Source organism: Paenibacillus sp. p3-SID867 (assembly GCF_025142895.1).
In the GTDB taxonomy this organism is placed as follows: Bacteria; Bacillota; Bacilli; order Paenibacillales; family Paenibacillaceae; genus Paenibacillus_AQ.
This window is the reverse complement of record NZ_JAMBDM010000001.1, coordinates 108978-135941: the sequence shown is the minus strand read 5'-3', so window position 1 is coordinate 135941 and position 26964 is coordinate 108978. Positions and strand designations below refer to the sequence as shown.

24 protein-coding genes are annotated in these 26964 nt (G+C 49.4%); 20 read left to right on the top strand and 4 right to left on the bottom strand.

Going from position 1 to position 26964, the window contains the following annotated elements; all coding sequences use genetic code 11:
• Nucleotides 1–5: 5 nt before the first annotated feature.
• Complete coding sequence (locus tag M4D81_RS00720; protein WP_071223802.1) at nt 6–617, bottom strand: TVP38/TMEM64 family protein; 612 nt, start codon at nt 615–617, stop codon at nt 6–8.
• Between the two features lie 523 nt (nt 618–1140).
• Between M4D81_RS00720 and M4D81_RS00715 the strand changes: the two genes are divergently transcribed.
• On the top strand, nt 1141–1839 hold the full coding sequence (locus M4D81_RS00715) for a TerC family protein (RefSeq protein WP_071223803.1): 699 nt from the start codon (nt 1141–1143) through the stop codon (nt 1837–1839).
• Between the two features lie 90 nt (nt 1840–1929).
• Complete coding sequence (locus tag M4D81_RS00710) at nt 1930–2244, top strand: hypothetical protein (RefSeq protein WP_071223804.1); 315 nt, start codon at nt 1930–1932, stop codon at nt 2242–2244.
• Between the two features lie 101 nt (nt 2245–2345).
• Here M4D81_RS00710 and M4D81_RS00705 read toward each other — a convergent pair whose 3' ends face one another.
• The gene (locus M4D81_RS00705) at nt 2346–3164 is read right to left on the bottom strand and encodes an AraC family transcriptional regulator (RefSeq protein WP_071223805.1); all 819 of its coding nucleotides are present in this window, start codon (nt 3162–3164) and stop codon (nt 2346–2348) included.
• Between the two features lie 141 nt (nt 3165–3305).
• On the opposite strand from M4D81_RS00705, the gene M4D81_RS00700 reads away from it, so the two are divergent.
• The 10 genes from M4D81_RS00700 to M4D81_RS00655 all read left to right on the top strand — a co-directional run bounded on the left by M4D81_RS00700 (nt 3306) and on the right by M4D81_RS00655 (nt 13490).
• The gene (locus M4D81_RS00700) at nt 3306–4406 is read left to right on the top strand and encodes a Gfo/Idh/MocA family protein (protein ID WP_071223806.1); all 1101 of its coding nucleotides are present in this window, start codon (nt 3306–3308) and stop codon (nt 4404–4406) included.
• A gap of 173 nt (nt 4407–4579) precedes the next feature.
• Nucleotides 4580–5665 (top strand): Gfo/Idh/MocA family protein, encoded by a 1086-nt coding sequence (locus M4D81_RS00695; protein WP_071223807.1) that lies wholly within the window; start codon nt 4580–4582, stop codon nt 5663–5665.
• A gap of 45 nt (nt 5666–5710) precedes the next feature.
• The gene (locus M4D81_RS00690; protein WP_194541841.1) at nt 5711–6679 is read left to right on the top strand and encodes a sugar phosphate isomerase/epimerase family protein; all 969 of its coding nucleotides are present in this window, start codon (nt 5711–5713) and stop codon (nt 6677–6679) included.
• A gap of 45 nt (nt 6680–6724) precedes the next feature.
• Nucleotides 6725–7447 (top strand): ThuA domain-containing protein, encoded by a 723-nt coding sequence (locus M4D81_RS00685; protein ID WP_071223809.1) that lies wholly within the window; start codon nt 6725–6727, stop codon nt 7445–7447.
• Nucleotides 7448–7620: 173 nt separating this feature from the next.
• Entirely contained in the window at nt 7621–8289 is a 669-nt protein-coding gene (locus M4D81_RS00680) for a uracil-DNA glycosylase (protein WP_260064057.1), read from the top strand.
• A 149-nt stretch (nt 8290–8438) separates the two neighbouring features.
• The gene (locus tag M4D81_RS00675) at nt 8439–8759 is read left to right on the top strand and encodes a winged helix-turn-helix transcriptional regulator (protein WP_071223811.1); all 321 of its coding nucleotides are present in this window, start codon (nt 8439–8441) and stop codon (nt 8757–8759) included.
• 183 nt (nt 8760–8942) lie between these two features.
• Nucleotides 8943–9617, top strand: coding sequence for a hypothetical protein (locus M4D81_RS00670; RefSeq protein WP_260064055.1), 675 nt, complete (start codon nt 8943–8945; stop codon nt 9615–9617).
• 178 nt (nt 9618–9795) lie between these two features.
• Nucleotides 9796–12234: a nitrite reductase large subunit NirB gene (gene nirB / locus M4D81_RS00665; RefSeq protein WP_311200578.1), complete on the top strand. Its 2439-nt coding sequence runs from the start codon at nt 9796–9798 to the stop codon at nt 12232–12234.
• A 95-nt stretch (nt 12235–12329) separates the two neighbouring features.
• Nucleotides 12330–12647 carry a nitrite reductase small subunit NirD gene (nirD, locus tag M4D81_RS00660; RefSeq protein WP_071223814.1) on the top strand — a complete coding sequence of 106 codons (318 nt, stop codon included), beginning with the start codon at nt 12330–12332 and terminating at the stop codon, nt 12645–12647.
• A 45-nt stretch (nt 12648–12692) separates the two neighbouring features.
• A complete protein-coding gene (locus M4D81_RS00655; RefSeq protein WP_260064050.1) occupies nt 12693–13490 on the top strand; it encodes a formate/nitrite transporter family protein in 798 nt (265 codons plus the stop codon).
• Nucleotides 13491–13728: 238 nt separating this feature from the next.
• On the opposite strand, the gene M4D81_RS00650 is transcribed toward M4D81_RS00655, so the two are convergent.
• Together M4D81_RS00650 and M4D81_RS00645 are read right to left on the bottom strand one after the other, a co-directional pair.
• Complete coding sequence (locus M4D81_RS00650) at nt 13729–13887, bottom strand: asparagine synthase (RefSeq protein WP_071223816.1); 159 nt, start codon at nt 13885–13887, stop codon at nt 13729–13731.
• A gap of 84 nt (nt 13888–13971) precedes the next feature.
• The gene (locus tag M4D81_RS00645) at nt 13972–14697 is read right to left on the bottom strand and encodes a Crp/Fnr family transcriptional regulator (protein ID WP_113057034.1); all 726 of its coding nucleotides are present in this window, start codon (nt 14695–14697) and stop codon (nt 13972–13974) included.
• A 269-nt stretch (nt 14698–14966) separates the two neighbouring features.
• On the opposite strand from M4D81_RS00645, the gene adhE reads away from it, so the two are divergent.
• From adhE to M4D81_RS00605, 8 genes are all read left to right on the top strand, one after another.
• Complete coding sequence (adhE, locus tag M4D81_RS00640) at nt 14967–17576, top strand: bifunctional acetaldehyde-CoA/alcohol dehydrogenase (protein ID WP_260064048.1); 2610 nt, start codon at nt 14967–14969, stop codon at nt 17574–17576.
• Nucleotides 17577–17894: 318 nt separating this feature from the next.
• Complete coding sequence (pflB, locus tag M4D81_RS00635) at nt 17895–20141, top strand: formate C-acetyltransferase (protein WP_260064046.1); 2247 nt, start codon at nt 17895–17897, stop codon at nt 20139–20141.
• A 43-nt stretch (nt 20142–20184) separates the two neighbouring features.
• Nucleotides 20185–20925: a pyruvate formate-lyase-activating protein gene (pflA, locus tag M4D81_RS00630; protein WP_260064044.1), complete on the top strand. Its 741-nt coding sequence runs from the start codon at nt 20185–20187 to the stop codon at nt 20923–20925.
• Between the two features lie 209 nt (nt 20926–21134).
• The gene (locus M4D81_RS00625; RefSeq protein WP_071223821.1) at nt 21135–22493 is read left to right on the top strand and encodes an ABC transporter substrate-binding protein; all 1359 of its coding nucleotides are present in this window, start codon (nt 21135–21137) and stop codon (nt 22491–22493) included.
• A gap of 91 nt (nt 22494–22584) precedes the next feature.
• The gene (locus tag M4D81_RS00620) at nt 22585–23469 is read left to right on the top strand and encodes a carbohydrate ABC transporter permease (RefSeq protein WP_260064041.1); all 885 of its coding nucleotides are present in this window, start codon (nt 22585–22587) and stop codon (nt 23467–23469) included.
• Nucleotides 23469–24296: a carbohydrate ABC transporter permease gene (locus tag M4D81_RS00615; RefSeq protein ID WP_071223823.1), complete on the top strand. Its 828-nt coding sequence runs from the start codon at nt 23469–23471 to the stop codon at nt 24294–24296. The genes M4D81_RS00620 and M4D81_RS00615 overlap by 1 nt, the downstream gene beginning before the upstream one ends.
• A 22-nt stretch (nt 24297–24318) precedes the next feature.
• A complete protein-coding gene (locus tag M4D81_RS00610; RefSeq protein WP_260064439.1) occupies nt 24319–26175 on the top strand; it encodes a cache domain-containing sensor histidine kinase in 1857 nt (618 codons plus the stop codon).
• Nucleotides 26153–26938 carry a response regulator transcription factor gene (locus M4D81_RS00605; RefSeq protein WP_071223824.1) on the top strand — a complete coding sequence of 262 codons (786 nt, stop codon included), beginning with the start codon at nt 26153–26155 and terminating at the stop codon, nt 26936–26938. The genes M4D81_RS00610 and M4D81_RS00605 overlap by 23 nt, the downstream gene beginning before the upstream one ends.
• Nucleotides 26939–26964: the final 26 nt, after the last annotated feature.

The window sequence follows — 26964 nt, the reverse complement described above, 5'->3', positions numbered from 1 at the left end:
TCCGTTTAAGCCGGTCTCCCTTTATACCACCGGATAGCGGCCAGACACAAAGCGGTAACCAGCATAAGTCCGCCTGCGATACCCGCGAAGAGGAGCGGATGATCGGAAAACCCGCTGCCCAGCCAGGCATACAGGAGAATCGCGGGGATTTTACCGATGGCTGAAGCGGTTGTGTACGTCCAGAATGGAATAGATGCGACGCCGGCATAAATATTGACGGCCATTTGCGGTATGATGGGCAGTAAGCGCGCGAGCAGGATCGACTGAAAGGGCCGCCTTTCTACCAGGGCTGTAAACCTATGGATAGCCGCGTATTTGCCGAGCAATCGCCTGCCGGGCTCCTGGTACAAGGACCGTACTGCCGCATACAGGATGACGGCCGCTATCGTTGTTCCGAACCACGCAATGGCTGCAGCCCAGAGTGTCCCATATGCATAACCGAGAATAGCGATAATGACTTTATAGGGAGCAACGGGAAATAAGGCAAGCAGGGCTGCCAGCAGGATCATCAGGTAGAGCGGGGGATTTTCTCCCAGCCAGTCCATGATTTCGTGTCTGTATGCAAATGCCAGTATCAGGGCTGTGGAATAAATTGCGGGTATGATCCATCTCTTCATGTACAATCCTCACTTTGCGATAGTCAAAGTCAACCAGAATAGCACCATGATAGCAAAAAAACAGGACTGCTGCCCATATTTCGGACAGCTAAGCATTCGATTTCGGTGGGAAAAATTGAATATACAAGCGATTTTTCATATGTTATAATATGCCCAATCGAATAGTTCCCAAAGGGGAGTAGCTTCATAAGAAAACCTTCCATCGTGGCCTTTCAAGGATGAGCAACCGCGATTCAAAGGTAGGTTTTCTTGCGATATAGAATTTCATGGGTTCCGCTGATAACTTATAAATTCTATATCGTAAGTAAAGTCGTCATTACGGGATCAACCATCCCCGGCTTTATTGGCAACGATTATGTTGTTTAGCGAGACCTTTGCCTGATTTCTTTATGAATGAGGTGGAGGTCTATTTTTGCGTCCAAAAAACGCTGTAGACCTTGTAATCTAAGGGAACAGCGTTTTTTTTGGTGGAGGACATCGGTAGGTGTAAACCTAAAGAAAATGCAGAAAGGATGGGAGAAGCATGGATATAATGTCGATGGATTTTTGGATGGCACTGCTGTCGATTGTCCTCATTGACCTTGTGTTGGCAGGCGATAACGCGATTGTTATCGGGCTTGCCGCTCGTAATGTCCAGAAGGAGGACCAGAAGAAGGTCATCCTGTGGGGTACCGTCGGTGCGATTGTGATTCGTATCGTGGCCACACTTCTCGTTGTACAGCTCTTAATGATCCCCGGCTTGCGATTGATCGGTGGCTTTGCCCTGTTGTGGATTGCCTACAAGCTGATGGTGGATGAGAAGCAGCATGAAATTTCCGCTGGCAACCAAATGTGGGCGGCAATCCGTACGATTATTATTGCGGACGCTATGATGGGACTGGATAACGTGCTTGCTGTAGCTGGCGCTGCTGGCGAAAGCTTCATGCTGGTTATTATCGGACTTGCGATTTCGGTTCCCATTATGGTGTGGGGCAGTACCATTATCCTGAAGTTGACGGATCGCTTTCCTATTATCATCACGATCGGTGCTGCCGTGTTAGCTTGGACCGCATCGAAGATGATTGTGGAAGAGCCGATGATTCACAGCTGGTTCGCCAATGGCGTTCTGAAGTATGGTTTTGAAATTCTTGTTATTGCCATTATCATCAGTCTTGGAACTTGGATGAAGAAGAATGACCAAAAAGCGAAGAGCAATCCGGTGCAGGTCAAGATGGTTGACTAGTTTAGACTTTGTCTGAGCGCAAGTAAACGGTATAATGTCTTCATGAACGAAGAGAGCTCGAAGCCCTTTTCGCATGAGGAGGGGTAACACATGGAATATACGGAAAAATCCGTAGAAGAACGGATTGCGGAGTCGTACCGCCAGGACGAGGATATGATGATCCTCGTGTTTGCCCAGTGGTGTGTGAATCACGGACTTGACCCAGCGGAACTGTACCGTAAGGCATATCCGAATCAGCCGGACAATGAGCGGCTGGCCCGGGTGCTGGAATTAACGGTGCCCAAGGAAGAAGCTGGTGAAATACCGGATCAGACCCTGCTTGGCGTCCTGTCGTTATTCGGAAATGAAGACTTGGCTATCGTTGTATCCGAGGCAGCGGCCACGCTAGACCGTGATAAGAAGTAATTTTGGAATCATGGAATATATTACATGTGATTCAAGAAAGAAGCGGGTCGATCAAGGAAAAACCTTGGTCGACCCGCTTTTTTACTGTACAGATGGCACGATCAGTTCGACGTTCGGCTGGCCATGCGGAATTGTTTGGGCGAAACGCCGAATCGGGAGCGGAAAACGCGGTGAAAATAAGTATAGTTGGCAAAGCCGGACGTTTCGGCGACATCCTCCAGCGAGAGAGGACTAAACACAATCCGTTCCTTGGCCATGCTCAGGCGAACGTCCATTGTGTATTGCATAATGGTGGTGCCGAACGCTTCTTTGAACAGATGGACTGCCCGAGAGACACTAATGCCGACATGGGCCGCGACGTCCTCCAGCTTGAACATCGAGGAGGCATTCTCTTCAATGTAATTTTTCATGCGGTAGGCAAGATACGTCTTGGGTGTGGTCGATGGCTGCTCCGATAACAGGCGGTCCACTTCGAGGCACAGAATCCGCACCGTGTAATCCGAAATCTCCGGATAAGGATCCGATACACGACGCTGCTCCAGCAGAATTTGCCGAAACAGACTCAGGTAACGCTCTTCCAGTGGAACCCGAATTTTGGTTGGGCGTTTCTTGGAATTCCACCACGCGTCAGCCCAGGGACCCTTGAAAAAAATATGGTAATCTCCGCTTTCGATGGTTAACTCACCCAAAGCGTTATATTCGTCATCTATTCGGAGTTCATAGGGTTGTCCTGGCGTGAAGATCAACAGATCCCCTGCTTCAACGAGTGACAGCTCGCCATCAATTTTGGCACGGCATTTGCCGTCGGTCTGCCATCGCATCAGGTAGGTGTCGAAACCGTCAGCCAGGGACATCTTGAAAGGTTTACGATGAAATGAGAAATCCGCTGCTACGACTTGGTTGGAAAGATTTGAATCCATTGCTAAAGTCCCCTTTGAAGAATAAGAAAATAATGACCAGATTGTTCATGTTTTAATCATATTCTTCATTTTAAACGAAAGCATAAAAGAATACCATGGTACTAGTCCGAGCACATCTAAAACACTCAAGGAGTGACAGCGATGAAAAAAATGAAAGCAGGTATAATTGGCTGCGGAAACATCAGCGGCGTATACTTCACGAACTTAAAGAACAGCCCTTGGGTTGAAGTCGTGGCATGTGCTGACCTTATTCCGGACAACGCGAAGAAGAAGGCCGAAGAGTTCAACATCCCGAACGTGTATACAGTTGAGGAGATGCTTGCACAGACTGACATTGAGTTTATTATTAATCTGACCATTCCGGCCAGCCACGCCAATGTGGATATTGCCTCGCTGGAAGCAGGGAAGCATGTTTACAGTGAAAAGCCGCTGGCGATTACCCTTGATGAAGCCCTACGGGTGCTAAATATGGCAGATCAAAAAGGACTTCGCGTCGGCTGCGCGCCCGATACGTTTCTGGGCTCCGGTGTACAGACGGCCAAAGCCGCGATTGAATCCGGGCTTATTGGCAGACCTGTTGCCGCTACGGCGTTTATGATGGGTTCAGGACCGGAAGCTTGGCATCCTAATCCTGAATTTTTTTACGCGTCGGGCGGAGGTCCAATGATGGATATGGGTCCTTACTATGTATCGGCTCTCGTAGAGCTGCTTGGTCCTGCAAGCCGGATCAGCGCGTCCACCGGCATCCAGATTCCAGACCGCGCCATCGGCTCCGGTCCGCTCCAAGGAAAACCGATCACGGTTCAGACCCCAACACATTTAGCAGGGACGCTGGATTTTGAGAACGGTGCCATTGCAACCATGATTACAAGTTTCGATATCTTTGGCGGATCGAACCTGCCCTGGATCGAAATCTATGGCACGCAGGGAAGCCTCAGTCTCGGGGATCCGAACTACTTTAACGGCGAAGTGAAGCTCCGGAAGCACGGCTCCGAGGAATGGGAGCTGCTTGACCCCGCATTTGAATGCGGGAAGAACGAGCGGGGGCTGGGTATCAATGATATGATCCAATCAATTCATGAGCAGAAGGACCATCGCGTGAGTGCCCGTCTGGCATACCACGTGCTGGAGATTATGCAGTCGTTCCAGCAGTCTTCGCTGGAGGGCCGACATATCGTTCTGCAAAGCACATACCGCTACGGCAAACTTCCGGCGCCGCAGCAGGCAAACATGTCGGAATAGCGAACTGGCAGCCCGCTTCATATTCTTGTACACTGGTTATGAACGACATGCAAACCAGCTTCTGACGGATCTGACAGGGTTTTTGAGTTCTTGGAAATGGTCCGCATGAAAGCGTTGCACTAATATTTGGAGAGTTTCCAAAATGATCAAATGCCTATGGGGAGGAAATGGACATGTCGAAAACGTTGAAGATCGGAATTATCGGTTGCGGGGGAATCGCCAACGGCAAGCATATGCCGAGCTTGAAGAAGCAGGCGCAGGCGGAACTGGTCGCTTTTTGCGACATCGTAGAAGAGCGTGCGCAGAAGGCGGCTGCTGAGTACGGGGTTGAAGGCGCAAAAGTGTACACGGATTTCAGAGAATTGCTGCAAGACGGCAGCATCGATGTTATCCATGTATGTACGCCGAACGATTCTCACTCCGAGATTACGGTAGCATCCCTTGAAGCCGGCAAGCACGTGATGTGCGAAAAGCCTATGGCGAAGACCGTTTCCGAAGCCAAAGCCATGCTGGACGCCGCAAAGCGTACAGGGAAAAAACTTACCATCGGTTACAACAACCGTTTCCGCGACGATAGCATGTATCTGAAAGGCGTCTGTGAGGAAGGCGAGCTGGGCGAGATCTACTACGGTAAAGCGCTGGCTGTTCGCCGCCGCGCCGTTCCGACCTGGGGCGTATTCCTTGACGAAGAGAAGCAAGGCGGAGGTCCGTTGATCGATATCGGTACCCATGCACTGGATTTGACCTTGTGGCTGATGGACAACTACAAGCCGAAGAGCGTGCTGGGATCCACGTTCCATAAACTTGGTCAACGGGAGAATGCGGCGAATGCGTTCGGTCCTTGGGATCCGAAGGAGTTCAAGGTAGAGGATTCGGCATTCGGGTTCATTACGATGGAGAACGGCGCAACGATTATTCTGGAATCCAGCTGGGCCCTTAACGTCGTTGAGACCGGCGAAGCCAAAGCCGTGCTGGCAGGTACGGAAGGCGGGGCTGACATGAAGGACGGTCTGCGAATTAACGGCGAGAAAATGAGCAGATTGTACGAAACCAAAGTCGATTTGAATGCCGGCGGCGTAGCGTTCTATTCCGGCTCCAAGGAAAATGATGCGGACCGTGAAGCCAGAATGTGGCTGGAGGCCATTATTGAGGATAAGGACCCTGTGGTTAAGCCGGAGCAAGCGTTTGTTGTAACGCAAATTCTGGAAGCGATCTATGAATCGGCGAAGACAGGAAAAGCGGTTTATTTCGATAACTAAATCTTGCAATCCCTACTAATATTAAGGTAAACCAGGAGGTATACAATGAAATTAGGCGTATTTATGGTATTGTTGAGCGGACGTAAATTGGAGGATGCTTTGGACTATGTGGCATCCAAGGGTCTTAAAGCGGTTGAGATCGGAACAGGCGGTTATCCTGGGAATGCGCATTGCAACCCGGTCGAGCTGCTGGAGAATGAAACTGCGCTGAAAAACTTCAAAAATGCGGTGGAATCCCGTGGGTTGATCATTAGCGCATTGAGCTGCCATGGCAACCCGCTTCATCCGCAAAAAGCGATTGCGAAAGAGTTCCATGACACATACGTAAAAACGGTAGAGCTTGCCGAGAAGCTTGAAGTACCTGTTGTTAACACATTCTCCGGCTGCCCAGGCGACCATGAGGATGCCAAATACCCGAACTGGCCGGTTGCGCCTTGGCCTAACGACTACCAAGAGATTCTGACTTGGCAGTGGGATAACAAGGTCATTCCTTACTGGACCGAATGGGGTAAATTTGCTGCAGACCGCAATGTGAAGATTGGTTTGGAATTGCACGGCGGATTCTCCGTTCATACGCCTGGCACGCTGCTCCGTTTACGTGAAGCGGCAGGCGAAGTGATCGGTGCCAACCTGGATCCGAGTCATATGTGGTGGCAAGGGATCGACCCTGTTCAAGCGATTCAAATTTTGGGCCGCGAAGGGGCAATCCACCACTTCCACGCGAAGGATACAAGCATTGACCCGATCAACGTGAACAAGCACGGTCTGACCGATATGCAGTCTTATGCCAATATGCTGGATCGCGCTTGGCAGTTCCGCAGCGTAGGCTATGGGCATGACGTGAAGGAATGGGCGGATATGATGAGTGCCCTTCGTCTGGTTGGATATGATTATGTCGTAAGCATTGAACATGAAGATGGATTGATGTCGATTGAAGAAGGCTTCTCCAAAGCGGTGCAAAATCTTCAGCAAGTGCTGATCGAAGAGCCGCTCGGAGAAATGTGGTGGGTCTAACAGCTTAGCGTAACAACCGAATAAGCAATTAGGGGGAACAGCAAGATGCTTAACGTAACCATTTGGAATGAATTCGTACACGAGAAAATCCATGATGAGGTTCGGAACGTTTATCCAGCAGGGATTCACACAGCTTTGGCGGAGGGTCTGCAAAATCCGGATTTCGTTATCAGAACGGCAACGCTCGATCAGCCGGAGCATGGATTGACGGACGATGTACTAGATTCAACCGATGTGCTGTTGTGGTGGGGGCATATGGCTCATGACCAGGTAAGTGATGAAATCGTAAGCAAGGTCGTAAAACGCGTGCAGGATGGCATGGGTCTGATCGTTCTTCATTCCGGACATTTTTCCAAGCCGTTCAAAGCTTTGATGGGCACGAGCTGCGATTTGAAGTGGCGCGAAGCAGGAGAACAGGAAATTATTTGGAGTGTAAATCCGACACATCCGATTGCGGCAGGAATTACAGGCCCGATCATCATCGAGCACGAGGAAATGTACGGCGAGTTCTTCGATATTCCAGCCCCAGACGAGCTGGTATTTGTCAGCAATTTCGAAGGCGGCGAAGTATTCCGCAGCGGTTGCACGTTCAAGCGTGGTCATGGGAACATTTTCTATTTCCGTCCGGGGCATGAGACCTATCCAACCTACTACAACCCCGAAGTGCTGAAAGTGATCACCAATGCGATTAACTGGGCTAATTCTACAGCAGGCAAGCAAACCTTTGGCAACAGCCAGCCGGTTCGCGCGCTTCCCGTTTTAATCTAAGTTTACGAGCGTTTATTAAGAAGTCATGCGTTAACGAGTCGTTCAGGGGAAGCCCTTGAGCGGCTCGTTTTATCGTTGGCGGTGAATGTTCACCGAAATGTTTTTGACGGCTAGGGATAGAATATACCTAAGTATGGGGTATTGTATGATATACAAGAAGGGGGGCTGTACACATGAATGAAGTACAAAGCGCACCTGTAGATCCCGCAATCATCGCCATATGCCAGGCCAAGCTTGTCCATCAACCCGTAGAGGGCTTCCTGCTGGGGAGAGGAGTCCGCTTCGCCAAGATTATGTTTATTGGGGAAGCACCCGGCGCCCATGAAGTTCTGGAAGGTTTACCTTTTGTAGGGCAGGCCGGGCAAGAGATGAATGCCTACCTGGAACGCCTGACCCTGACCCGGGAGCAAGTGTATATTACCAGTGCCATGAGAAGCAGGCCCTATAAGGAAAAGCTAATCGTGAGATCCTCGGGCGAGAGCGTCATCAGCCGTTCTAATCGCACACCGACGAAGGCGGAAATATTAGCCCATGCACCTTTGCTTGATGAAGAGATCCGATGGGTTCGCCCGCACATTATCGCACCCATGGGAAATACGGCACTGCACCGGTTAATCGGAAGCCATGAAACGGTGACATCGCTGCACGGCAAACTGATGGAGGGCCCGGTCCAGCAAGCAGCAGACCCGGAGAATCCAAGTGCAGGCTATATGTTTTCGGAGGAAACCTATAAGATATTCCCTCTGTTCCATCCAGAGGCCGTACTGTATAATAGGAAATTGTCCACATTGATCGAGAATGATTTGGATATTTTGGCTCGTATTTTATGGGATAAAAGCTGATTTTATGGGAAAAAGGGGCTAGGTGGTTTTCAGTTTCTCGGAAATGTGCTAAAATGAAACATACTTACAATTCGTAAGTTTTCTAGTTTTTTTTGACTAAGCTTATGAGTTTCTATAAACAAGGTGACTTCGTAAAGAGGTGAAGGGATATGGAAGTTACAAATGTTACGATGTGTCCCCGTTTTGAATCTGCATTTTCTTTTCTGGGCAAACGGTGGAACGGTTTGATTATTCAAACGTTGATGAGCGGGCCTAAGCGCTTTAAGGATATTTCGAATTTGATTCCGTCCATGAGCGATAAAATGCTCTCCGAGCGGATGAAGGATTTGGAATGTGAAGGGATACTGATTCGTCATGTCTATCCGGAAACACCGGTACGTATTGAATATGAACTGACTGAAAAAGGCAAAGCACTTCGTCCGGTGATGGAGCAAATTGCATCCTGGGCAGAACAATGGGTCGAAAGATGAGTCATCTTAAGACTCCCCTTGATGATTAAACCCTGGCATGAGACATCCTCATTTCAGGGTTTTTTTTCTAAACGGAAGTATGGTCCCTGTTTATTTACGGCAAGAATATGTGGACATGCACCAAGCGGACGCGGCTGCTATATGATGTAAATAACGAGAGCGGCATATCAAGGAGGCGAGCCCATGACCAAGCGAACGTATATCTCCCGTTTCCATTATGGACAAGAGGACATCTCAGAACTTGAAAACGCTTCATTAAAAGTGCTTCATATTTTTGAGAAAACCAAGCAGATGCTGAGCCAGTATGTGCCGGACTCCCTGTGGTTAGCTGCTTCTGGAACAAGCCCGGAACCTGCAGAACACCTTAACCAAAACGGTACCAGTGCTTCAGTCATGTTTCAGAAATGGGTCAAAGCCCCCGGCGGATGGAAGTTCATTGGTTATGAAACCGATCGATTTCATGCTACCGGGCAGAATAGGGGACGAACGGGAAGATTTCTGCAGATGATCATCTGGTCACTCTATGAGAAAATCGTGATGATGCATCCCTTCCTTGGCAGCGAGCCGTTTTTTGACGGGGAAGAGCTGGATGTGATTGCGAATTACTTTGTGCCTACGTATATCAGCGCTGTACCGTTGGTGGAGCAAGGAAAAGCCTTTAAGACCATACAGGCCGGCATCGTTCTGTATCAGGAGCATATTCAGGCGCCTGCCGTCACTATGCAATCAGATGGTGGTTTATTGGAGGGGAACTGGATGACCGGGGTGAATCTGGACGAGAAGGGGTTTGCGGGTATTCGCCCTTATTTAAAAGTGCAGAGCGGCGAACGAGCCTATATGGAAGCCGATATTATATAGAGAGTTTTCTCATCATAACCTTGTTCCGACGCGGACAGGGTTATTTGCATTTTTGTTTAAAATTTTAACGATTTATGTGAAATATATCACAAAAAATAATGCCGTCAGACGATATAATTTATGTGAAAGGAACGGAATACCACGATCTAGATAAACGTGTTGGGGAGGAATCAAACTTATGTCCAATATAAAGAGAGAAAAGTTAGTTGTCATTGGCAACGGTATTGCCGGGATTAGCACGGTTGAGCAAATCATTAAATTGGGTGGGAGTTTTGACATCACCGTCATTGGACAGGAGCCTCATCCGAATTATAACCGCATTATGCTGTCGTATGTGTTGGAAGGCAGCAAAACCTTGGATGACATTGTATTGAATGATTGGAAATGGTACGAGGATAACCATATCACTTTGCACACGGGTGTCACCGTAACAGCTATTGATGGAGAGCGCAAGGTCGTGACAGCTGATAACGGATTGACGGTGCCTTATGACAAAGTAATGATAGCAACGGGCTCGAAGCCTTTTATATTACCTGTACCGGGTAGTGACAAAGAAGGCGTTATCGGTTTCCGTAACATAGCCGATTGCAACCAGATGCTGGAGGCCGCTAAGGCGTACAAGAAAGCGGCAGTCATCGGCGGGGGACTTCTGGGTCTGGAAGCTGCCAAGGGATTGGTCAGCCTCGGCATGGAGGTGACGGTGGTTCATCTCATGCAGGATTTGATGGAAAGCCAGTTGGATTCGATGGCATCCGGCATGCTGAAAAGGGAGCTTGAACAGCAGGGTATCAACTTCCTACTAGGCAAACAAACAACCGAAATATTGGGAGATACCAGAGTCACGGGACTCCGGTTCAAGGATGGGGATGAGCTTGAAGCCGACCTGGTGGTCATGGCAGTGGGCATCAGAGCGAACACGGGAATCGCCCAAGCGAGCGGAATCGAAGTGAACCGGGGAATCGTAGTTAATGATTATCTTCAAACTTCCTGGCCGGATGTGTATGCGGTTGGCGAATGCTGCGAGCATCGGGGCGTTTGCTACGGCCTGGTTGCGCCGTTGTTCGAACAGGGACAGGTACTGGCGAAACATCTGTGCGGCGTGGAAGGCCAGCCTTACGAGGGAAGCATTGTATCGACGAAGCTGAAAATCAGCGGTGTTGATGTATTCTCTGCCGGAGAGTTCATGGAGCAAGCCGAACACGCGGTGATCACCGCGAAAGATGATTGGCGCAAGACTTATAAGAAAATATTAATCCGCGACAATATCATTGTCGGGGCGATATTGTTCGGAGATGTGAGCGATTCGGCAAGCCTTCAATCCATGATTCGGAAAAAGACAGCCATGACGGATGAGATATATGATTCGATCATGGGCACGGATCATGCAGGGACAGGAGGCGGCAAGGCATTTTCGCTGGAAAAGATGCCCGACGATGAGATCGTATGCGGCTGCAACGGCGTAACCAAAAAAGCCATCGTGGATGCCATTACTCTTCAAGGTCATACGACAGTGGATGAGATCAAAGCTTGCACAGGTGCTACCCGCTCGTGCGGCGGCTGCAAACCTGTCGTGGAGCAAATACTCCAGAGCGTATTGGGTGATGGCTTTAAGGCCGCAGGCAAACAAGGCATATGCCCATGCACGACACTCGATCGGGATGAAATCGTCGCGGAAATCCGTGCGAAGGGACTTACCACAACGAAGGAAGTCATGCATGTTCTGAACTTCAGCAACCCGGAAGGCTGCTCGAAATGCCGCCCGGCCATTCATTATTATCTGGCCATGCTGAACCCGGTAACCCATCAGGAGGAGAGGGAATCCCGTTTTGTCAACGAACGGATGAACGCCAACATTCAGAAAGACGGCACATATACGGTAGTCCCAAGAATGTACGGCGGCGTTACCACGCCGGAGGATTTGAAGAAAATCGCGGATGTATCGCTTAAATATAATGTGAAGGTTGTCAAGGTTACCGGCGGACAGCGTCTGGACCTCATCGGTGTTAAGAAGGAAGACTTGCCGAGCGTCTGGGAAGAGCTCGATATGCCGTCGGGTTATGCATATGCCAAATCGCTGCGGACCGTGAAGACCTGTGTAGGATCCCAATTCTGCCGTTTCGGTACGCAGGATTCGATGGGCATGGGAGCATTCCTCGAGGAGAAATTCGAAAGACTGGATTTTCCGGCGAAATTTAAAATGGCGGTCAACGGATGTCCGCGAAACTGTGCCGAGTCGTGCACGAAAGATATCGGGATCGTTGGCAATGACGGTGGATGGGAAATATTCGTTGGAGGCAACGGCGGCACGAAGGCACGTCTGGCGGATTCGTTCTGCAAAGTGAAAACGGATGAAGAGCTGGTCGAAATCTGCGGAGCCCTGATGCAGTATTACCGTGAAACCGGTAAGTACTTGGAGAGAACCTCGGAGTGGGTAGAACGCTTGGGACTGGAACAAATCCGAGCCGTTATCCTGGACGATCCGAAGCAGCGTAAGGAACTGGTGGAGAGAATCGAGCTTGCCCTGCAGCAAGTTGAGGATCCTTGGAAGAAAGTGCTGAACGACGAGAAGCTGCGTTATACGTTATTCGAGGATGCAAGACCAGTGATCAGCAAATAGAAGAGGGAGGAACCTACTCCCCTCTTGCCGCCTGAGCACAGAGAGTTTGTCGCAGTATGGATCGGAATAGACAAGAGAAGTGGAGGCTGCATGTTATGGAAACCGAAAGATTTATTACGGTAGGGAACGAAAATGATTTTCTGTCACAGCTCGGAAGGGTGGTCCATCTCGGAGACCGGGAGATTGCCGTCTTCCGGACTTCGGATCATCAATGGTTTGCGCTGGACAATCAAAGCCCGCATCCCAAAGGAGGGCCGCTCTCGGAAGCCATCGTATCCGGGCACTACATCTACGATCCGTTATACGATTGGAAGATCGAGCTTTCAACCGGCCTCGTACAGGCTCCGGATCAAGGCCAGGTTCGTGTATACCCGATTCGCGCCGTGGACGGGAAGGTTGAGGTGGCTGTTTAAGGCCAGCTCGCATAGTAAACAGACGAAATCAAGGGGTGATATCCCATGTTTAAAACGGATGTGGAAGCCGTTGTTAATGCCGCCGTCGGGAAAAAGGAGCAGATGAATCATAATCTGCTGCGCTATATGGTATCGGCTATGCTGGCCGGCGCGTATGTCGGCATTGGAATTGTATTGATCTTTAAGCTGGGGGCGCCGCTCGCAGCTGCCGGTTCGCCCTTCCAATCCCTCGTCATGGGAGCGGCATTCGGGATCGCGCTCACGTTGGTGGTGTTCGCAGGATCAGAGCTGTTTACCGGGAATCATATGTTTTTTACGATAAGCACATTATCGGGTCGAACGACGATGGGGGATACGCTGAAGAACTGGGTGCTCGTGTTTATCGGCAATCTGGCCGGAGCGATTCTGCTCAGCTATCTGGTGTATGCTTCCGGCCTGTTCAAAGGCCTGCCGCCGGACCATCTCATCTTCACGGCTGCCGCCAAGAAAATGAATGATCCGTTTATGGAGCTGTTCTTCCGAGGCATCTTGTGTAACTGGCTTGTCTGTCTGGCCTTGTGGATGGGGATTCGGGCCAAAGGCGAAACGACCAAGCTGATCTTAATATGGTGGTGTCTGTTTGCCTTCATTGCGACAGGGTACGAGCATAGCGTAGCCAATATGACACTTCTGACACTTGCGACGATTTTGCCGGGGCATCCCGAGACCATTACCATCGGCGGATGGATCAGCAATATGGTGCCGGTCACGCTGGGGAACATTCTTGGCGGCGGATTGTTTGTGGGGATGGCGTATTGGTTTATCTCGTCGGGAAAAGGGAGCAAGCAAAAGAAGGTTGCATAGTAGGCATCATAGAAAAGGGGCTGCTCATAAAGTGGGTTTACTCACTTGATATACAGCCGAAAAGAAGCGGTCGACCAAACGGTTGACCGCTTCTTTCATTTGTCTAGTTAAAGTGAGGGATCTGCACGGAACGTCTCCTAACAAAAAAAGAGGGATCCCGTCGGGCACATACATAAAAAGCCGTCCCTTCAGTTCAATGACTGAACAGGACAGCTATATGAATCTTGTCTTCCAATCCTTACCGATGTTCCACCAGGTCAATCGCACCAAGCACAATATGAGCCAGTCCGAAGCCGAGAATACCGGTTGCGGCAAGTTTATACTTGCTGCCAAGCAGAGCGGCACCCGAAGCAGAAACCACAGTTCCAAGAACAGCAGGAATCAAACCTTCACGCATGCTGGGCACTCCCTTTATTTTGGTTTGGAAAGACAAGGTTATTGTAAGCAGATGACTTTATATTATGCACTGAAGGGAGGCCGATTAAATCCGGCAGATTTCGTTCGGACACAACTCGCAATGGCAGATTTCCTGCAGCATCGGAAGATCTTTAATGACAATCATCCCGCCGGCATATTCGATAGCATCTTTTTTGCGCAGGTCGCTCAGCATCCGGTTCACGCTTTCGCGGGTTGCGCCAATCATGTTCGATAGATCGGTGTGGGTAATCTTCTTGTTGATGAGAATAGTATCATCCGCTTGATGCTGCCCGTAGGTATTGCTCAGCCGGATGAGTGTCGATGTTAAAGCGCCGGGCTTGCCGTACATCATGAGATCCCGGAATTTGGTCTGGGTGATGCGGTGGTGAATGCCCATCCACTTCATAAAATCAATGGCGAAGTCGCAGTGCTGACAGATCAGCAGCTCCAGATCCTTGTGCTCGATGACACCGACAACACTATCCTCAAGCACCTCTGCCGAGAAACTGTGATTGTTGCTGAAGAATGGATCGGCTTGCCCGACCATGTCTCCCGGATGGTACATATATAGAATCAGTTCTTTGCCTTCATCGGTCGATTTGGTTAATTTGATTCTTCCTTGTTTAACGTAGTACAGCTTGTCGGCGAAATCGCCTTCCCAGAACAAATGGGATCCTTCAGGGAGTACCCTTTCCTTCATGCTGACCAGCAGACGGTTGCGGTTTTGCTCCGAGAAGCACTGCGTGTTCCCTAAGTTTTCGATTTCCATTACATGGTCTACAGTATTCATGTTGGTATCCCCTAACATCCTAAAATTTGATCTGTTTAATCTTTAAATACATTATAACGTGAAAACATTCACTTGTGGGGCGGAACAAGAGGGAAATCATGGCGAATTTTCAAACATTGTGATCTCTTTCACTTGAAAGAGGGGAAAGACGGGTATAAATCACATAGAAAAGATAAATATATATTGTGAAATAATTCACATGAAAATAGAAACAGCTGTGTTACGATCAAAGCGTAGAAAGAAACATGAATCATGGGAGGATGAGAGATATGGCTGTGAGCAAAGGAATGGTGGAAGTAAAAGGACAAACAGCGTCGGAGTACATTCAGGGGCTGATTGACAAGGCGAATCGGGCCAAAGAAAAGTTAATGGAATTGAATCAGGAGCAAGTCGACGGGATTGTACAGGCCATGGCCATGGCAGGCCTTGAGAAGCACATGCAGCTGGCGAAAATGGCGGTTGAGGAAACGGGACGCGGCGTGTACGAAGACAAGATCATCAAAAACCTGTTTGCCACGGAGTATATCCACAACAGCATTAAATACGACAAAACCGTAGGTATGATTGAAGACAACGTCTATGACAGCTTTCAAAAAATAGCAGAACCGATCGGAATTATCATGGGGATAACACCGGTAACCAATCCGACCTCAACGACGATATTCAAGGCACTGATCTCCATTAAAACAAGAAACCCGATCATCTTCGGATTCCATCCATCCGCGCAGGCCTGCAGCCGGGAAGCCGCACGGATACTGCGGGATGCCGCCGTGAAGCAAGGTGCTCCTGCCGATTGCATCCAGTGGATCGAAGCTCCTTCCATGGATAAAACCAATGCACTGATGAATCATCCTGACGTTGCCTGCATTCTGGCTACAGGCGGTTCGGCGATGGTCAAAGCGGCATACAGCTGCGGCAAGCCTGCCCTGGGCGTAGGACCAGGAAACGTGCCTTGTTTTATAGAGAAGAGCGCGGATCTGGATCAGGCAGTGAACGATTTGATTTTGTCCAAAACCTTTGATAACGGCATGATCTGCGCTTCCGAGCAGGCTGTCATTATCGAGGAGCCTATATATCATACAGTGAAGAAAAAAATGATTGCCAGCGGATGTTATTTCGTCAACAAGGAAGAGCTGGCGAAACTGACTGCGCATGCGATGATATCGGATAAATGTGCGGTAAATCCTACTATCGTCGGACAGCCGGCAGCTAAGATAGCAGAGGCTTGCGGTTTCGAGGTACCGGAAAGCACCAAGATCCTGGTCGCCGAGCTGGAGGGAGTCGGACCTGCCTATCCGTTGTCTGCCGAGAAGCTTAGCCCGGTGCTGGCCTGCTATAAAGTGAAAGATGCGGAAGAGGGCATAACGCGCGCTGAGGAGATGGTTGCTTTTGGCGGCATGGGCCACTCGTCGGTAATCCACTCGCACAATGAGGACATCATCATGAAATTCTCGGATCGGATGAAAACCTGCCGTATCCTGGTGAATCAACCCTCTTCGCAAGGCGGTATCGGCGATATCTACAACACGAATCTGCCATCGCTGACGCTGGGCTGCGGTTCGTATGGACGTAATTCCACTTCGTCGAACGTGACGGCAGTCAATTTAATCAACGTGAAAAGGGTGAACCGCAGAACCGTGAATATGCAGTGGTTTAAAGTGCCGGACAGAATTTACTTTGAAAAAGGCTCGACGCAGTATCTTGCGAAAATGCCGGAAATCACCCGTGTCGCTATCGTTACCGACCCCATGATGGTGAAGCTGGGTTATGTGGAGCGGGTAGAGCACTATCTGCGTCAGCGCAGAGTGCCGGTAGCCATCGAAGTCTTCTCGGAGGTTGAGCCGGATCCTTCGACAACGACCGTAGAACGCGGAACGGAAATGCTTGCAAGATTCCAGCCGGACTGCATCATCGCCCTCGGCGGCGGATCGCCAATGGATGCAGCGAAAGCCATGTGGCTGTTCTATGAATATCCGGATACGGATTTTAACAATCTGAAGCAAAAATTCATGGATATCCGCAAGCGGGTCTATAAATATCCGAAGCTAGGACGGAAAGCGAAGTTCGTTGCCATTCCAACAACGTCGGGAACGGGCTCGGAAGTAACTTCGTTTGCCGTCATCACGGACAAAGGGCTGGGGAATACCAAGTACCCGCTGGCTGATTATGAGCTGACACCGGATGTGGCGATTATCGATCCGGAATTCGTTTACACGCTGCCTAAAACGGCGGTAGCCGATACCGGCATGGACGTTCTGACACATGCAATTGAAGCCTACGTATCGGTGATGGCCAGCGATTATACGGATGGGCTTGCCATCAAGGCCATACAGCTGGTGTTCCAGTATCTTGAGCAGTCGGCGCTTACCGGCGACAAACTTGCCCGCGAAAAAATGCATAATGCTTCGACGCTTGCCGGCATGGCTTTTGCGAATGCGTTCCTTGGCATCAACCACAGTCTTGCGCATAAGTGGGGCGGTCAGTATCATACGGCGCACGGACGCACCAATGCGATCCTGATGCCTCACGTCATTCGTTACAACGCGAAGAAGCCAACGAAATTCGCTGCATGGCCTAAATACACCCACTTTGTGGCTGATGAGAGATATGCTGAAATCGCACGGATTCTCGGACTGCCGGCAAGAACGACGGAAGAGGGCGTGAACAGTCTGATTGGCGCAATCCGGGAGCTGAACAGCAAGCTCGGGATCGAGGAGTCGTTCCAGCAGCTTGGCATCGACCCTAAAGATTTCGAGAAAAATGTTGAGCATTTGGCGGACCGGGCTTTTGAAGACCAGTGTACAACGAGCAATCCGAAGCTGCCGCTGGTGACAGAGCTCGTAGAAGTTTACCGCAATGCATTCTACGGCCGGTTCTAGACAAGATAGAATCTAAACGCCGATCGTGAAGATCCATATAGATTTTTAGACAAGGTATGCAAAACAAGGTTCAGAGTGATAAAAATCACGGGAAAAGATAAGTTTGTGATTATTATCACAGATGTAGGAGATCAACAGGACTACAATAAAGGTGTAGAAGGAAGCTGAATCTCAGATCTTTGATATAGAAACTTGAAGGCACAAGGCGGGGTAGTGGCACTATTGATCGTGAAAATAATCACATTAAAGATCTGAGATAGATCAAGGTGTGGCCCCGCCTGTCCTTGCAAGCCCCAGCAAATCTAGGAGGGATTCAATATGTCGGTGATTGAAAAAGAAGCAGGCTGGAAAGGTTTTAAATCAGGTAAATGGACCAAGCGAATTGACGTTAATGATTTTATTGCAGAGAACATTACTCCCTATTATGGCTCTGATGAATTTTTGGCAGGACCCACAGATAACACCAAAGCGCTGTGGGATATCGTATCGGATTTAACCAAGAAGGAACGGGAGAACGGCGGGGTTCTGGATGTGGATGTCCATACACCATCAACCATCACCTCCCATCAACCCGGCTATTTGGATAAGGATAAGGAACAGATTGTCGGCGTTCAGACCGATGAGCCGTTCAAACGCTCGATCCAGCCTTTCGGCGGGATCCGGATGATGATTGATGCGTGCAACGCATACGGCTTTGAAATGCCGCAGGCGGTTGTGGACATCTTTAACGGCATACGCAAAACGCATAACCAAGGTGTGTTCGATGCCTACACTCCTGAGATGAGAGCAGCGCGCAAGGCCGGGATTATTACGGGTCTTCCCGATGCTTACGGCCGCGGCCGTATCATCGGTGACTATCGCAGAGTATCGTTATACGGCGTGGACGCGCTGATCCAGGACAAATTGAGAGAACTCGCCGAGCTTGAAGTGGATGCGATGGATGAGCCGATCATCCGTTTGCGGGAAGAATTGTCTGAACAAATGCGGGCGCTCAAGGAACTGAAGGAAATGGCGGCTATGCATGGTTATGACATTTCCAAACCTGCGAATACGGCGAAGGAAGCATTCCAGTGGCTGTATTTCGGTTATTTGGCCGCAATCAAGGAGCAGAATGGCGCTGCGATGTCGCTTGGCCGGGTATCTTCTTTCCTTGATATTTATATTCAACGGGATCTGGCTGAAGGCAGGCTGACGGAAGAAACAGCCCAGGAACTGGTCGACCATTTCGTAATGAAACTTCGGATCGTGAAATTCCTGCGTACGCCGGATTATAACGAGCTGTTCAGCGGGGATCCGACGTGGGTAACGGAATCCATCGGCGGTATGTCGGTAAATGGTGAAACGAGAGTGACCAAGAACAGCTTCCGTTTCCTGCACACCCTGTACAATTTGGGGCCTGCTCCGGAACCGAACTTGACGGTGCTATGGTCGGAGAAGCTGCCGGAAGCCTTCAAAAAATATTGTTCGAAAGTTTCGATCGAAACCAGCTCGATTCAATACGAGAACGATGATCTTATGCGCCCGATCTACGGAGACGATTACGGCATCGCCTGCTGCGTATCCGCAATGCGCATCGGAAAGCAGATGCAGTTCTTCGGAGCCAGAGCAAACCTCGCCAAAGCGCTGCTCTATGCGATTAACGGCGGTAGAGATGAGAAATCCGGCGCCCAGGTTGGACCGGAATATCCGGCCATTACCGCGGAAGTTCTGAGTTATGATGAAGTCATGAAGCGATTCAAGCCGATGATGGAATGGCTTGCGAAGCTCTACATGAATACGCTCAATGTTATCCATTACATGCATGACAAATACAGCTATGAACGGATCGAGATGGCGCTTCACGACCGGGATATCCTGCGCACGATGGCATGCGGCATTGCAGGCTTGTCCGTAGCAGCGGATTCACTGAGCGCAATTAAATATGCGAAGGTGAAGCCGGTACGCAACGAGCAAGGGATTGCGGTGGATTTTGAAATCGAGGGCGAGTTCCCTTGCTATGGCAACAATGATGATCGCGTGGATAGCATCGCTGTTGAGCTGGTCGAGGCCTTCATGAGCATGATTCGCAAGCACAAGGCATACCGTGATGCCATGCCAACGCAATCGGTGCTCACGATTACGTCGAACGTTGTATACGGCAAGAAGACAGGAACCACGCCGGATGGACGTAAGGCAGGCGAGCCGTTTGCGCCGGGCGCGAATCCAATGCACGGACGCGATAAGAAGGGAGCTCTCGCTTCGCTGACCTCCGTGGCCAAGCTGCCATACGAGGACAGTCTCGACGGCATCTCGAATACGTTCTCGATCGTGCCGAAAGCTCTTGGCAAGGAAAGTGATATCCGCGTGAACAACCTGGTTGCGATGCTGGACGGTTACTTTGGCAGCAAAGCGCACCATCTGAACGTCAACGTATTTGACCGGGAGCAGCTGATGGATGCGATGGAGCATCCGGAGAATTATCCGCAGTTAACGATCCGGGTATCCGGTTATGCGGTCAACTTCGTCAAACTGACGCGCGAACAGCAGCTTGACGTTATCAACCGTACGTTCCACGGATCGATGTAAGGATGGAAGACTACCATAGCGGATACGGAAAGGATGACGCACCATGCTAAAAGGTCATGTACACTCCATAGAAACATTCGGAACGGTGGACGGTCCGGGTATCCGCTTTGTGCTCTTCATGCAGGGCTGCCTCTTGAAGTGTCAATACTGCCATAATCCGGATACCTGGGGACTGCATGAAGGACGCGAGATGACGGTAGATGACGTATTGGCTGAGATGGAGCCTTATCTGAGCTACTACCGTTCATCGGGCGGCGGGTTAACGGTCTCCGGCGGTGAGCCGACATTGCAGTATCCTTATGTCACGGAGCTGTTCAAGGAAGTCAAGCGCCGCTGGAATTTGCATACGACGCTGGACAGCAACGGCTATAATGAACCGGAGAAAATATCGGAATTGCTGGAGCATACCGACTTGGTGCTGCTGGATCTGAAGCATATCAACGACGCGAAGCATATCAAGCTCACCGGGAAGTCCAATGAACGGACGTTGAAGACCGCCCGCTGGCTGTCCGAACATGGTCGGAGCATGTGGGTCCGGCACGTATATGTGCCGGGTATCCATGACAGCGAAGAAGACTTGATTGAGTTAGGTCAATTTATTCGGACGCTGCACGGCGTCGAGAAATTCGAAATTTTGCCATATCATCAGATGGGCGTGTATAAATGGAAGGAGCTCGGCATGGCTTATCCATTAGAGGGCGTTCCTTCACCATCCGAAGAGGAAGTGGCACGCGCTTACCGGTTGATTGGCGAAATACCCGAGAACATAGAGACTGTCCAGTAATGATTTCAGCTGCCTAATACTAAACATAATATGTTATGATTAATAACAATAACCTTTCCTGAAAATGGAAGGGTTATTGTTTTTTGTAGAGGATTTTATCCCTTGGATAGAAAAATGTCGACCTATCGAAATATGCAATCGCTTTCTATAATGAAGATGTAAGGAAAGTGCCTATCAAATATACAAACACTTCGGGAGGGTCAAAGACAATGAAGAAAAAGGGTCTGGCATTATTAATGTCGCTTCTGTTCGTCTCATCCACGCTTTTGTCTGCGTGCGGCGGTGGTGACAAGGCAGCAGAAAAGCCGTCAGGTGGTTCGGAAGGAACGGTAAGCAATGAGCCGTTTGAAATCACCATCCGCCATACGCAAGTAGGTGAATCCAAGAAGTTCCGTCTCGCATTGCTGAACGATGTGGTCAGTAAGACCGAAGAGGCGGTGCCAGGACTGAAAATCAAGCTGGACGCTGTAGACTCTGAAGTGAACCGTAAAGAGAAGCTGAGAGGCGAGATGGCAGCCGGTAAGCCGCCGGAAGTGTTCGATGTGTTCGGCAGCCCCGATGCAGGCGTATATTCCAAAGAAGGCTTGATGCTCGATTTGACTCCGATTTTGGATGAACTGGGCATTAAAGACAAATTTACGACGCTAGACCCGTTCACACATGATGGCAAGATCTACGGATTGCCGATTGGCGGTTCCATCGAAGGTATTTTCTATAACAAGGACTACTTCACGCAAAAAGGGCTGAGCGTTCCAAAAACATTGGCTGAATTAGAGCAAATTGCCGAAACCATCAAAGCCGACGGCAAGATTCCGTTCGCGCAATCCTCCAAGGATGCTTGGATTCCGCTCATGACCACGAATAACTTGTGGAGCTATTACGCGGGGCCAGAGGTTACTTACGGCTTCAAGACCGGAGAAACGAAATGGACGGATCCGAAAGTCGTTGAGGGTGTGAAGAAGCACCAAGAATGGGTTGAGAAAGGGTACTTCAAAAAAGGCGAGCTCGGTTTCGAATATGCGGACATGAGAAACCAAATGATTACCGGCGAAGCCATCATGATGATGGACGGATCGTGGGCAAACTCCGTATTTAGAGATCCGGCTCAAGCGGGTGACATGGTAGGTAAGGTCGGATACTTCAATCTGCCTCCGGTTAATGAAGGCGACCCTGTCATTGTCATGCAGGACGCAAACAACGGATATGGATTCTCGGCAGCGGTTGCGGAAGATCCTCGTAAACTTCAGGCGGTTAAAGAATTCATCAAAAATATGTGGACAGATGAAATGCAGCTTCGCGGACTGAAAGAAGACGGTGTACTGCCAGCGATGAAGATGGATCTGGCCACAATGAACTCCACGTCGGACGATCCGCTTATGCAAGACATTTTCAAAGGCGTAAGTGAGATCAACAAGTCCTTCCCTGCCTTTGATGCACTTGTTCAAGCAGACGTGAACACCGCACTGAGCATGGGAATTCAGCAAGTCATCGGGGGCGAGCTTGATGCAGAGAAGATGCTCGAGAATGTGCAAGCGGCGCAAGAAGCGGCTAATGCTTCAGAGGAATAACTACAATCTTAGATGGAAGGGCACCACCCGCTGCGGTACATGGGGGTGCCCTTTCGCCTAAACAACATCAGACATAAATACGGAGGTTACCATGAACAAAGCGCTGAGAAATCCTCTGATTTACATCGTTTTTGTGCTGCCGGCATTCTTGCTGTTTCTGGCTTTTTTCATTTACCCGATCTTTACTGCGTTTGACAACAGCTTTACGAGCTGGAACGGCATCTCCAAAGATGTGAAGTACATTGGGTTCGATAACTATGTAACAGCCTTGAATGACGATGCTTTTTGGAAAGCTGTCACGAACAACGTTTATTTCATTCTCTTTTCCTGTTTGATCCAGGTTCCGACGATCATAATCTTCTCCCTGTTAATTGCAAACGTAAAGCGTTTGAAGGGGCTTTATAAAACAGCGGTTTTCGCGCCTTCCATCATGTCGACGGCTGTCATCGGCATTTTATGGGGATTCATTTACAATCCGGACTTTGGTCTGATGAATGAGATTTTAGGGCTGGTTGGCGTTGAACCCATCTATTGGTTATCGGATCGCAAATGGGCCATGATTGCCATCCTGATCACAAACGCGTGGCAATGGACCGGCTTTTACATCGTGATGGTGCTTGCCGCAATTTTATCCATACCGAAGGAGCTTGATGAGGCTGCGGCAATTGATGGAGCGACAGGCGTCCAAAGAGCAACCAAAATCACGCTTCCCTTAATTATGCCAATTATCTCTGTTGTGATCATGCTGTCGATCGCGGGAGCCATGAAAGCGGCGGACATTATTCTGGTTATGACCAAGGGCGGGCCGGCCGGCTCAACCGACGTTATGGCGACATATATGATTCGATATGCAATTACGAGTTTCAAGCATGGCTTTGGTAATTCGATCGCCGTGCTGATCTTCCTCTTTACGATTATTGTAACGGTGCTCTACCAGGTGCTGGTCGCAAGACGCAACGAAAGGATTGAATACTGATGAGAGCAATAAAGAAACTGATCCCGCACATTTTTCTGATGGCCTACTTGCTCGTTATACTGTATCCATTCCTGTTCGTCCTGTTCTCTTCCGTGAAGGTGGATAACCAGTCCATTGCTACGAACCCATTTGGTTTGCCAAGCACGTTGGTATTTGATAACTATGTGAATGCATGGGTGAGCGCCAAAATTAGCACGTATTTCTGGAACAGCTTATACATCGGCGTGCTGTCAGCCTGCTTGTCGATTCTATTTGCGGCGATGCTGGCTTTTGCCGTGACGCGGATGAGATACAACCGGATCAGCGCGATTGTCTTTCAATGTATTTTGATAGGTATGCTGATTCCAAATAACTCTCTCATGCTGCCGATATACGGCATGATGAGGCAGTTGGATATTTTGAACACGCATATGGCCCTGATTCTGCCGTATGTTGCCAATGCCATCCCGTTCTCGGTTATTATACTGGCTGCCTTCATGCGGTCGCTGCCCGGTGAAATCGAAGAAGCCGCGGTTATTGATGGATTGAGGTCCGGAGGGTTGTTTGCTAGAATTATCTTACCTCTGACCGTTCCGGCCATCGTTACCGTATTTATCATCAACTTCCTGGGTAACTGGAACGAATTCTTGCTTGCTAACTATTTCCTATCGAATGATGAACTGAGAACGCTGCCTGTCGGAATGGTCGGATTCAGGGACGCCTACAATATGAACTACGCACAAATGTCCGCGGGTATCGTATTCAGCGTGCTGCCGGTCCTTATCATTTATGCCGTGCTGCAAGAGAAGATCATTGAAGGCGTCACCGCAGGAAGTGTCAAGGGGTAATACCAGGAGCAGGAGCATGCGTATGAATTTGCGGAACAAACTATTCACGGCCTTTTTGGGGCTTATTATTATTCCGTTATTTGTGCTGGGCCTATTTACATTCTTTATTACGTACAATTCGATTGAGAAAAAATACAGCCAGCAGGCTGAATATTCGCTAAAAGCGATCAGCTACAGCATTCTGAGCGTGTTCAAGGAGATGGAGTATGTCACGGATAACGGGATTGCCACCTCCGTCTTTGCCATGGCGCTGAATGCCAAGAATCCCGATGATCAAAACCTGATTAAGGAATCCAATGCTGAACAGCTGAAACTGAACGACAGACAGCGAAACTTTCGGAATCTATTATACAATCACCCAGCCATCAGTTATGCGTTTTTATATCATTTCAATAAAGAGTCATCACCGATTCCGATATTCAGTAAAGAGGATTTCAGAACGCTGCCTTACGAGCAGTTTAAGAACAGTCCTTTATACGAAGAGGTTGTGCAGCTTAACGGAATCCCCAAATGGCTGGCTCCGCACGAATTTCCGGAATTGACGGGGGCGGAGCCGGTATTCACCCAGATCAGGCTGATTAAGGACGTGACGACACTCCGCAAGCTGGGGATCCTGGTCGTCCAGATCAAGAGGTGGGAGTTTGAAGAGATTTTCCGTCATCTGACACTGCCTAACAATCTGCAGAATACATCGTTTATGTTGGTCAACAATGATGGCTTCATTTTATTTGATCCAAATAACGATATGGATGGCCAAAATATTAGTCAATATATGAAGCATGACGTTGAATTTAAGCAAGGCTACCAAAGTTTTAAAGCCAAGTTTAACGGCAAGGAGAATATTGTCTCCATCTATCATCTGAATGATTACGGCTGGAATCTCGTCTCGGTGACCAGCTGGGACTCGCTCTCACAAGAGGTGACTTCCTTTGCCAAGTGGTTCTTCGTCATTATGGGCCTCTGTCTGGTTACGGCGATTGTGTTCAACCGTCTGTTTATGAATCGGATTACCGGGACGATTGCTGTCATCGTACGGTTTATGCGCCGCGTGGAAGATGGGGATTTGAATGCGAGAGTTGAAGAGAAGGGAGAGGATGAGCTGCTGCTGCTGTCGAAAGGGTTCAACAATTTGATGAACCGGATCAACAATCTGTTTGCGCAGATCAAAAAGGAGCAGAGGCAGAAGACCGACGCGGAGATGCGTGTGCTGCAAGCGCAGATCAAGCCGCACTTCCTCTTTAACACTTTGGAATCGATCAACGTTCTCGCTGTACAGAATGAAGGACGCAAGGTCAGCGAAATGGTATACCGGCTTGCCAGCATCTTGCGGATCAGTATACAGGAGAAGGAAGAAATTACGCTGGATGAAGAAATCAAGCACTTGCAGAGCTACCTTGAAATCCAGAAGTTTCGGTTCGAGGACCTGTTCGAATACGAGATTGACGTGCCGAAAGAGCTTATGCACAGCCGTATCTTGAAGCTGACGCTCCAGCCGCTGGTTGAGAACAGCATACAGCATGGCTTTGAAGGGATTTCTTATACAGGATGGATACGCATCTCTGCATGGAAGGAACTCGGTAATGTCATGATTCGGGTAGAGGATAACGGGCTCGGCATGACCTCTGAGCAGTTGTCCATGTTTGAATATATGGTGTCCGAGGATAACGGATCGGAACAGACGACAATGCAGAATCTCAAAGTGAACCAGGAACGACGGGGACTTGGACTGCGGAGCGTGGCTGACCGGCTTCGCATTCAGTACGGGGATTATTACGGTTTATTCATATGCTCAAGCCGCCCCGGCGGCACCGTTATACAATGCGTCATACCCAATTATGACAGGGGGGAAGGGCAGCATGTTGAAGGCATTATTAGTTGACGATGAGGCTCCCATCCTGAACAATCTCAGCAAGGTTCTGCCTTGGGAAGAGATGGGCATGAAGGTTGTCGGACTTGCCCGAAGCGGGATGGAAGCACTTGAAGTAGCGGATCAGTATAACCCGGATCTGATTCTGTGTGATATCCGGATGCCCGTCATGGACGGACTGACCTTTATTACGAAGATTCGGGAGAAAGGAAGCCGGGCGGAAATCTTTTTGTTAACGGGATATCAGGAGTTTGAATATGCCCGGGAAGCGATTAAGCTGGGCGTCAAGGATTATATCAGCAAGCCGATTCATTACGGTGAGCTTGAGATGAAGATTCGGGAGATCGGGGAGGAGATCCGCAAGAAGAGGGCGAAAGAGAAGTATTACAGTACCGTTTCGCTAATCGACGAGGCTCCGAATCCTGAAGCCGTTAAGAAATCGCCGGAGCAATTGGTAACGTCTGCTCTGGAGTATATCAATACCCATATGGGACAGGATTTGGGGATTGAGGAGCTTTCGGAGCATTTAGGGATCAGCTCCAGTTACTTCTGTTTATTGTTCAAGAACCATGTCGGACTTACCTTCGTAGAGTATTTGACGAGACAGCGGATGGAGGCGGCCAAGTTCCTGTTAGTGAACAGCGACAAGAATATCGCGCAGATCGGCTCCTTTGTCGGTTATCATGAGCGGCGGTATTTTACCAAGGTATTTCAAAAAGCCACCGGCATGACGCCATCTGAATTCCGGGAAATGTCCGGGGAGGCAACCGTATAGGTTTTGATAGGGCCCATGCAGGCTGA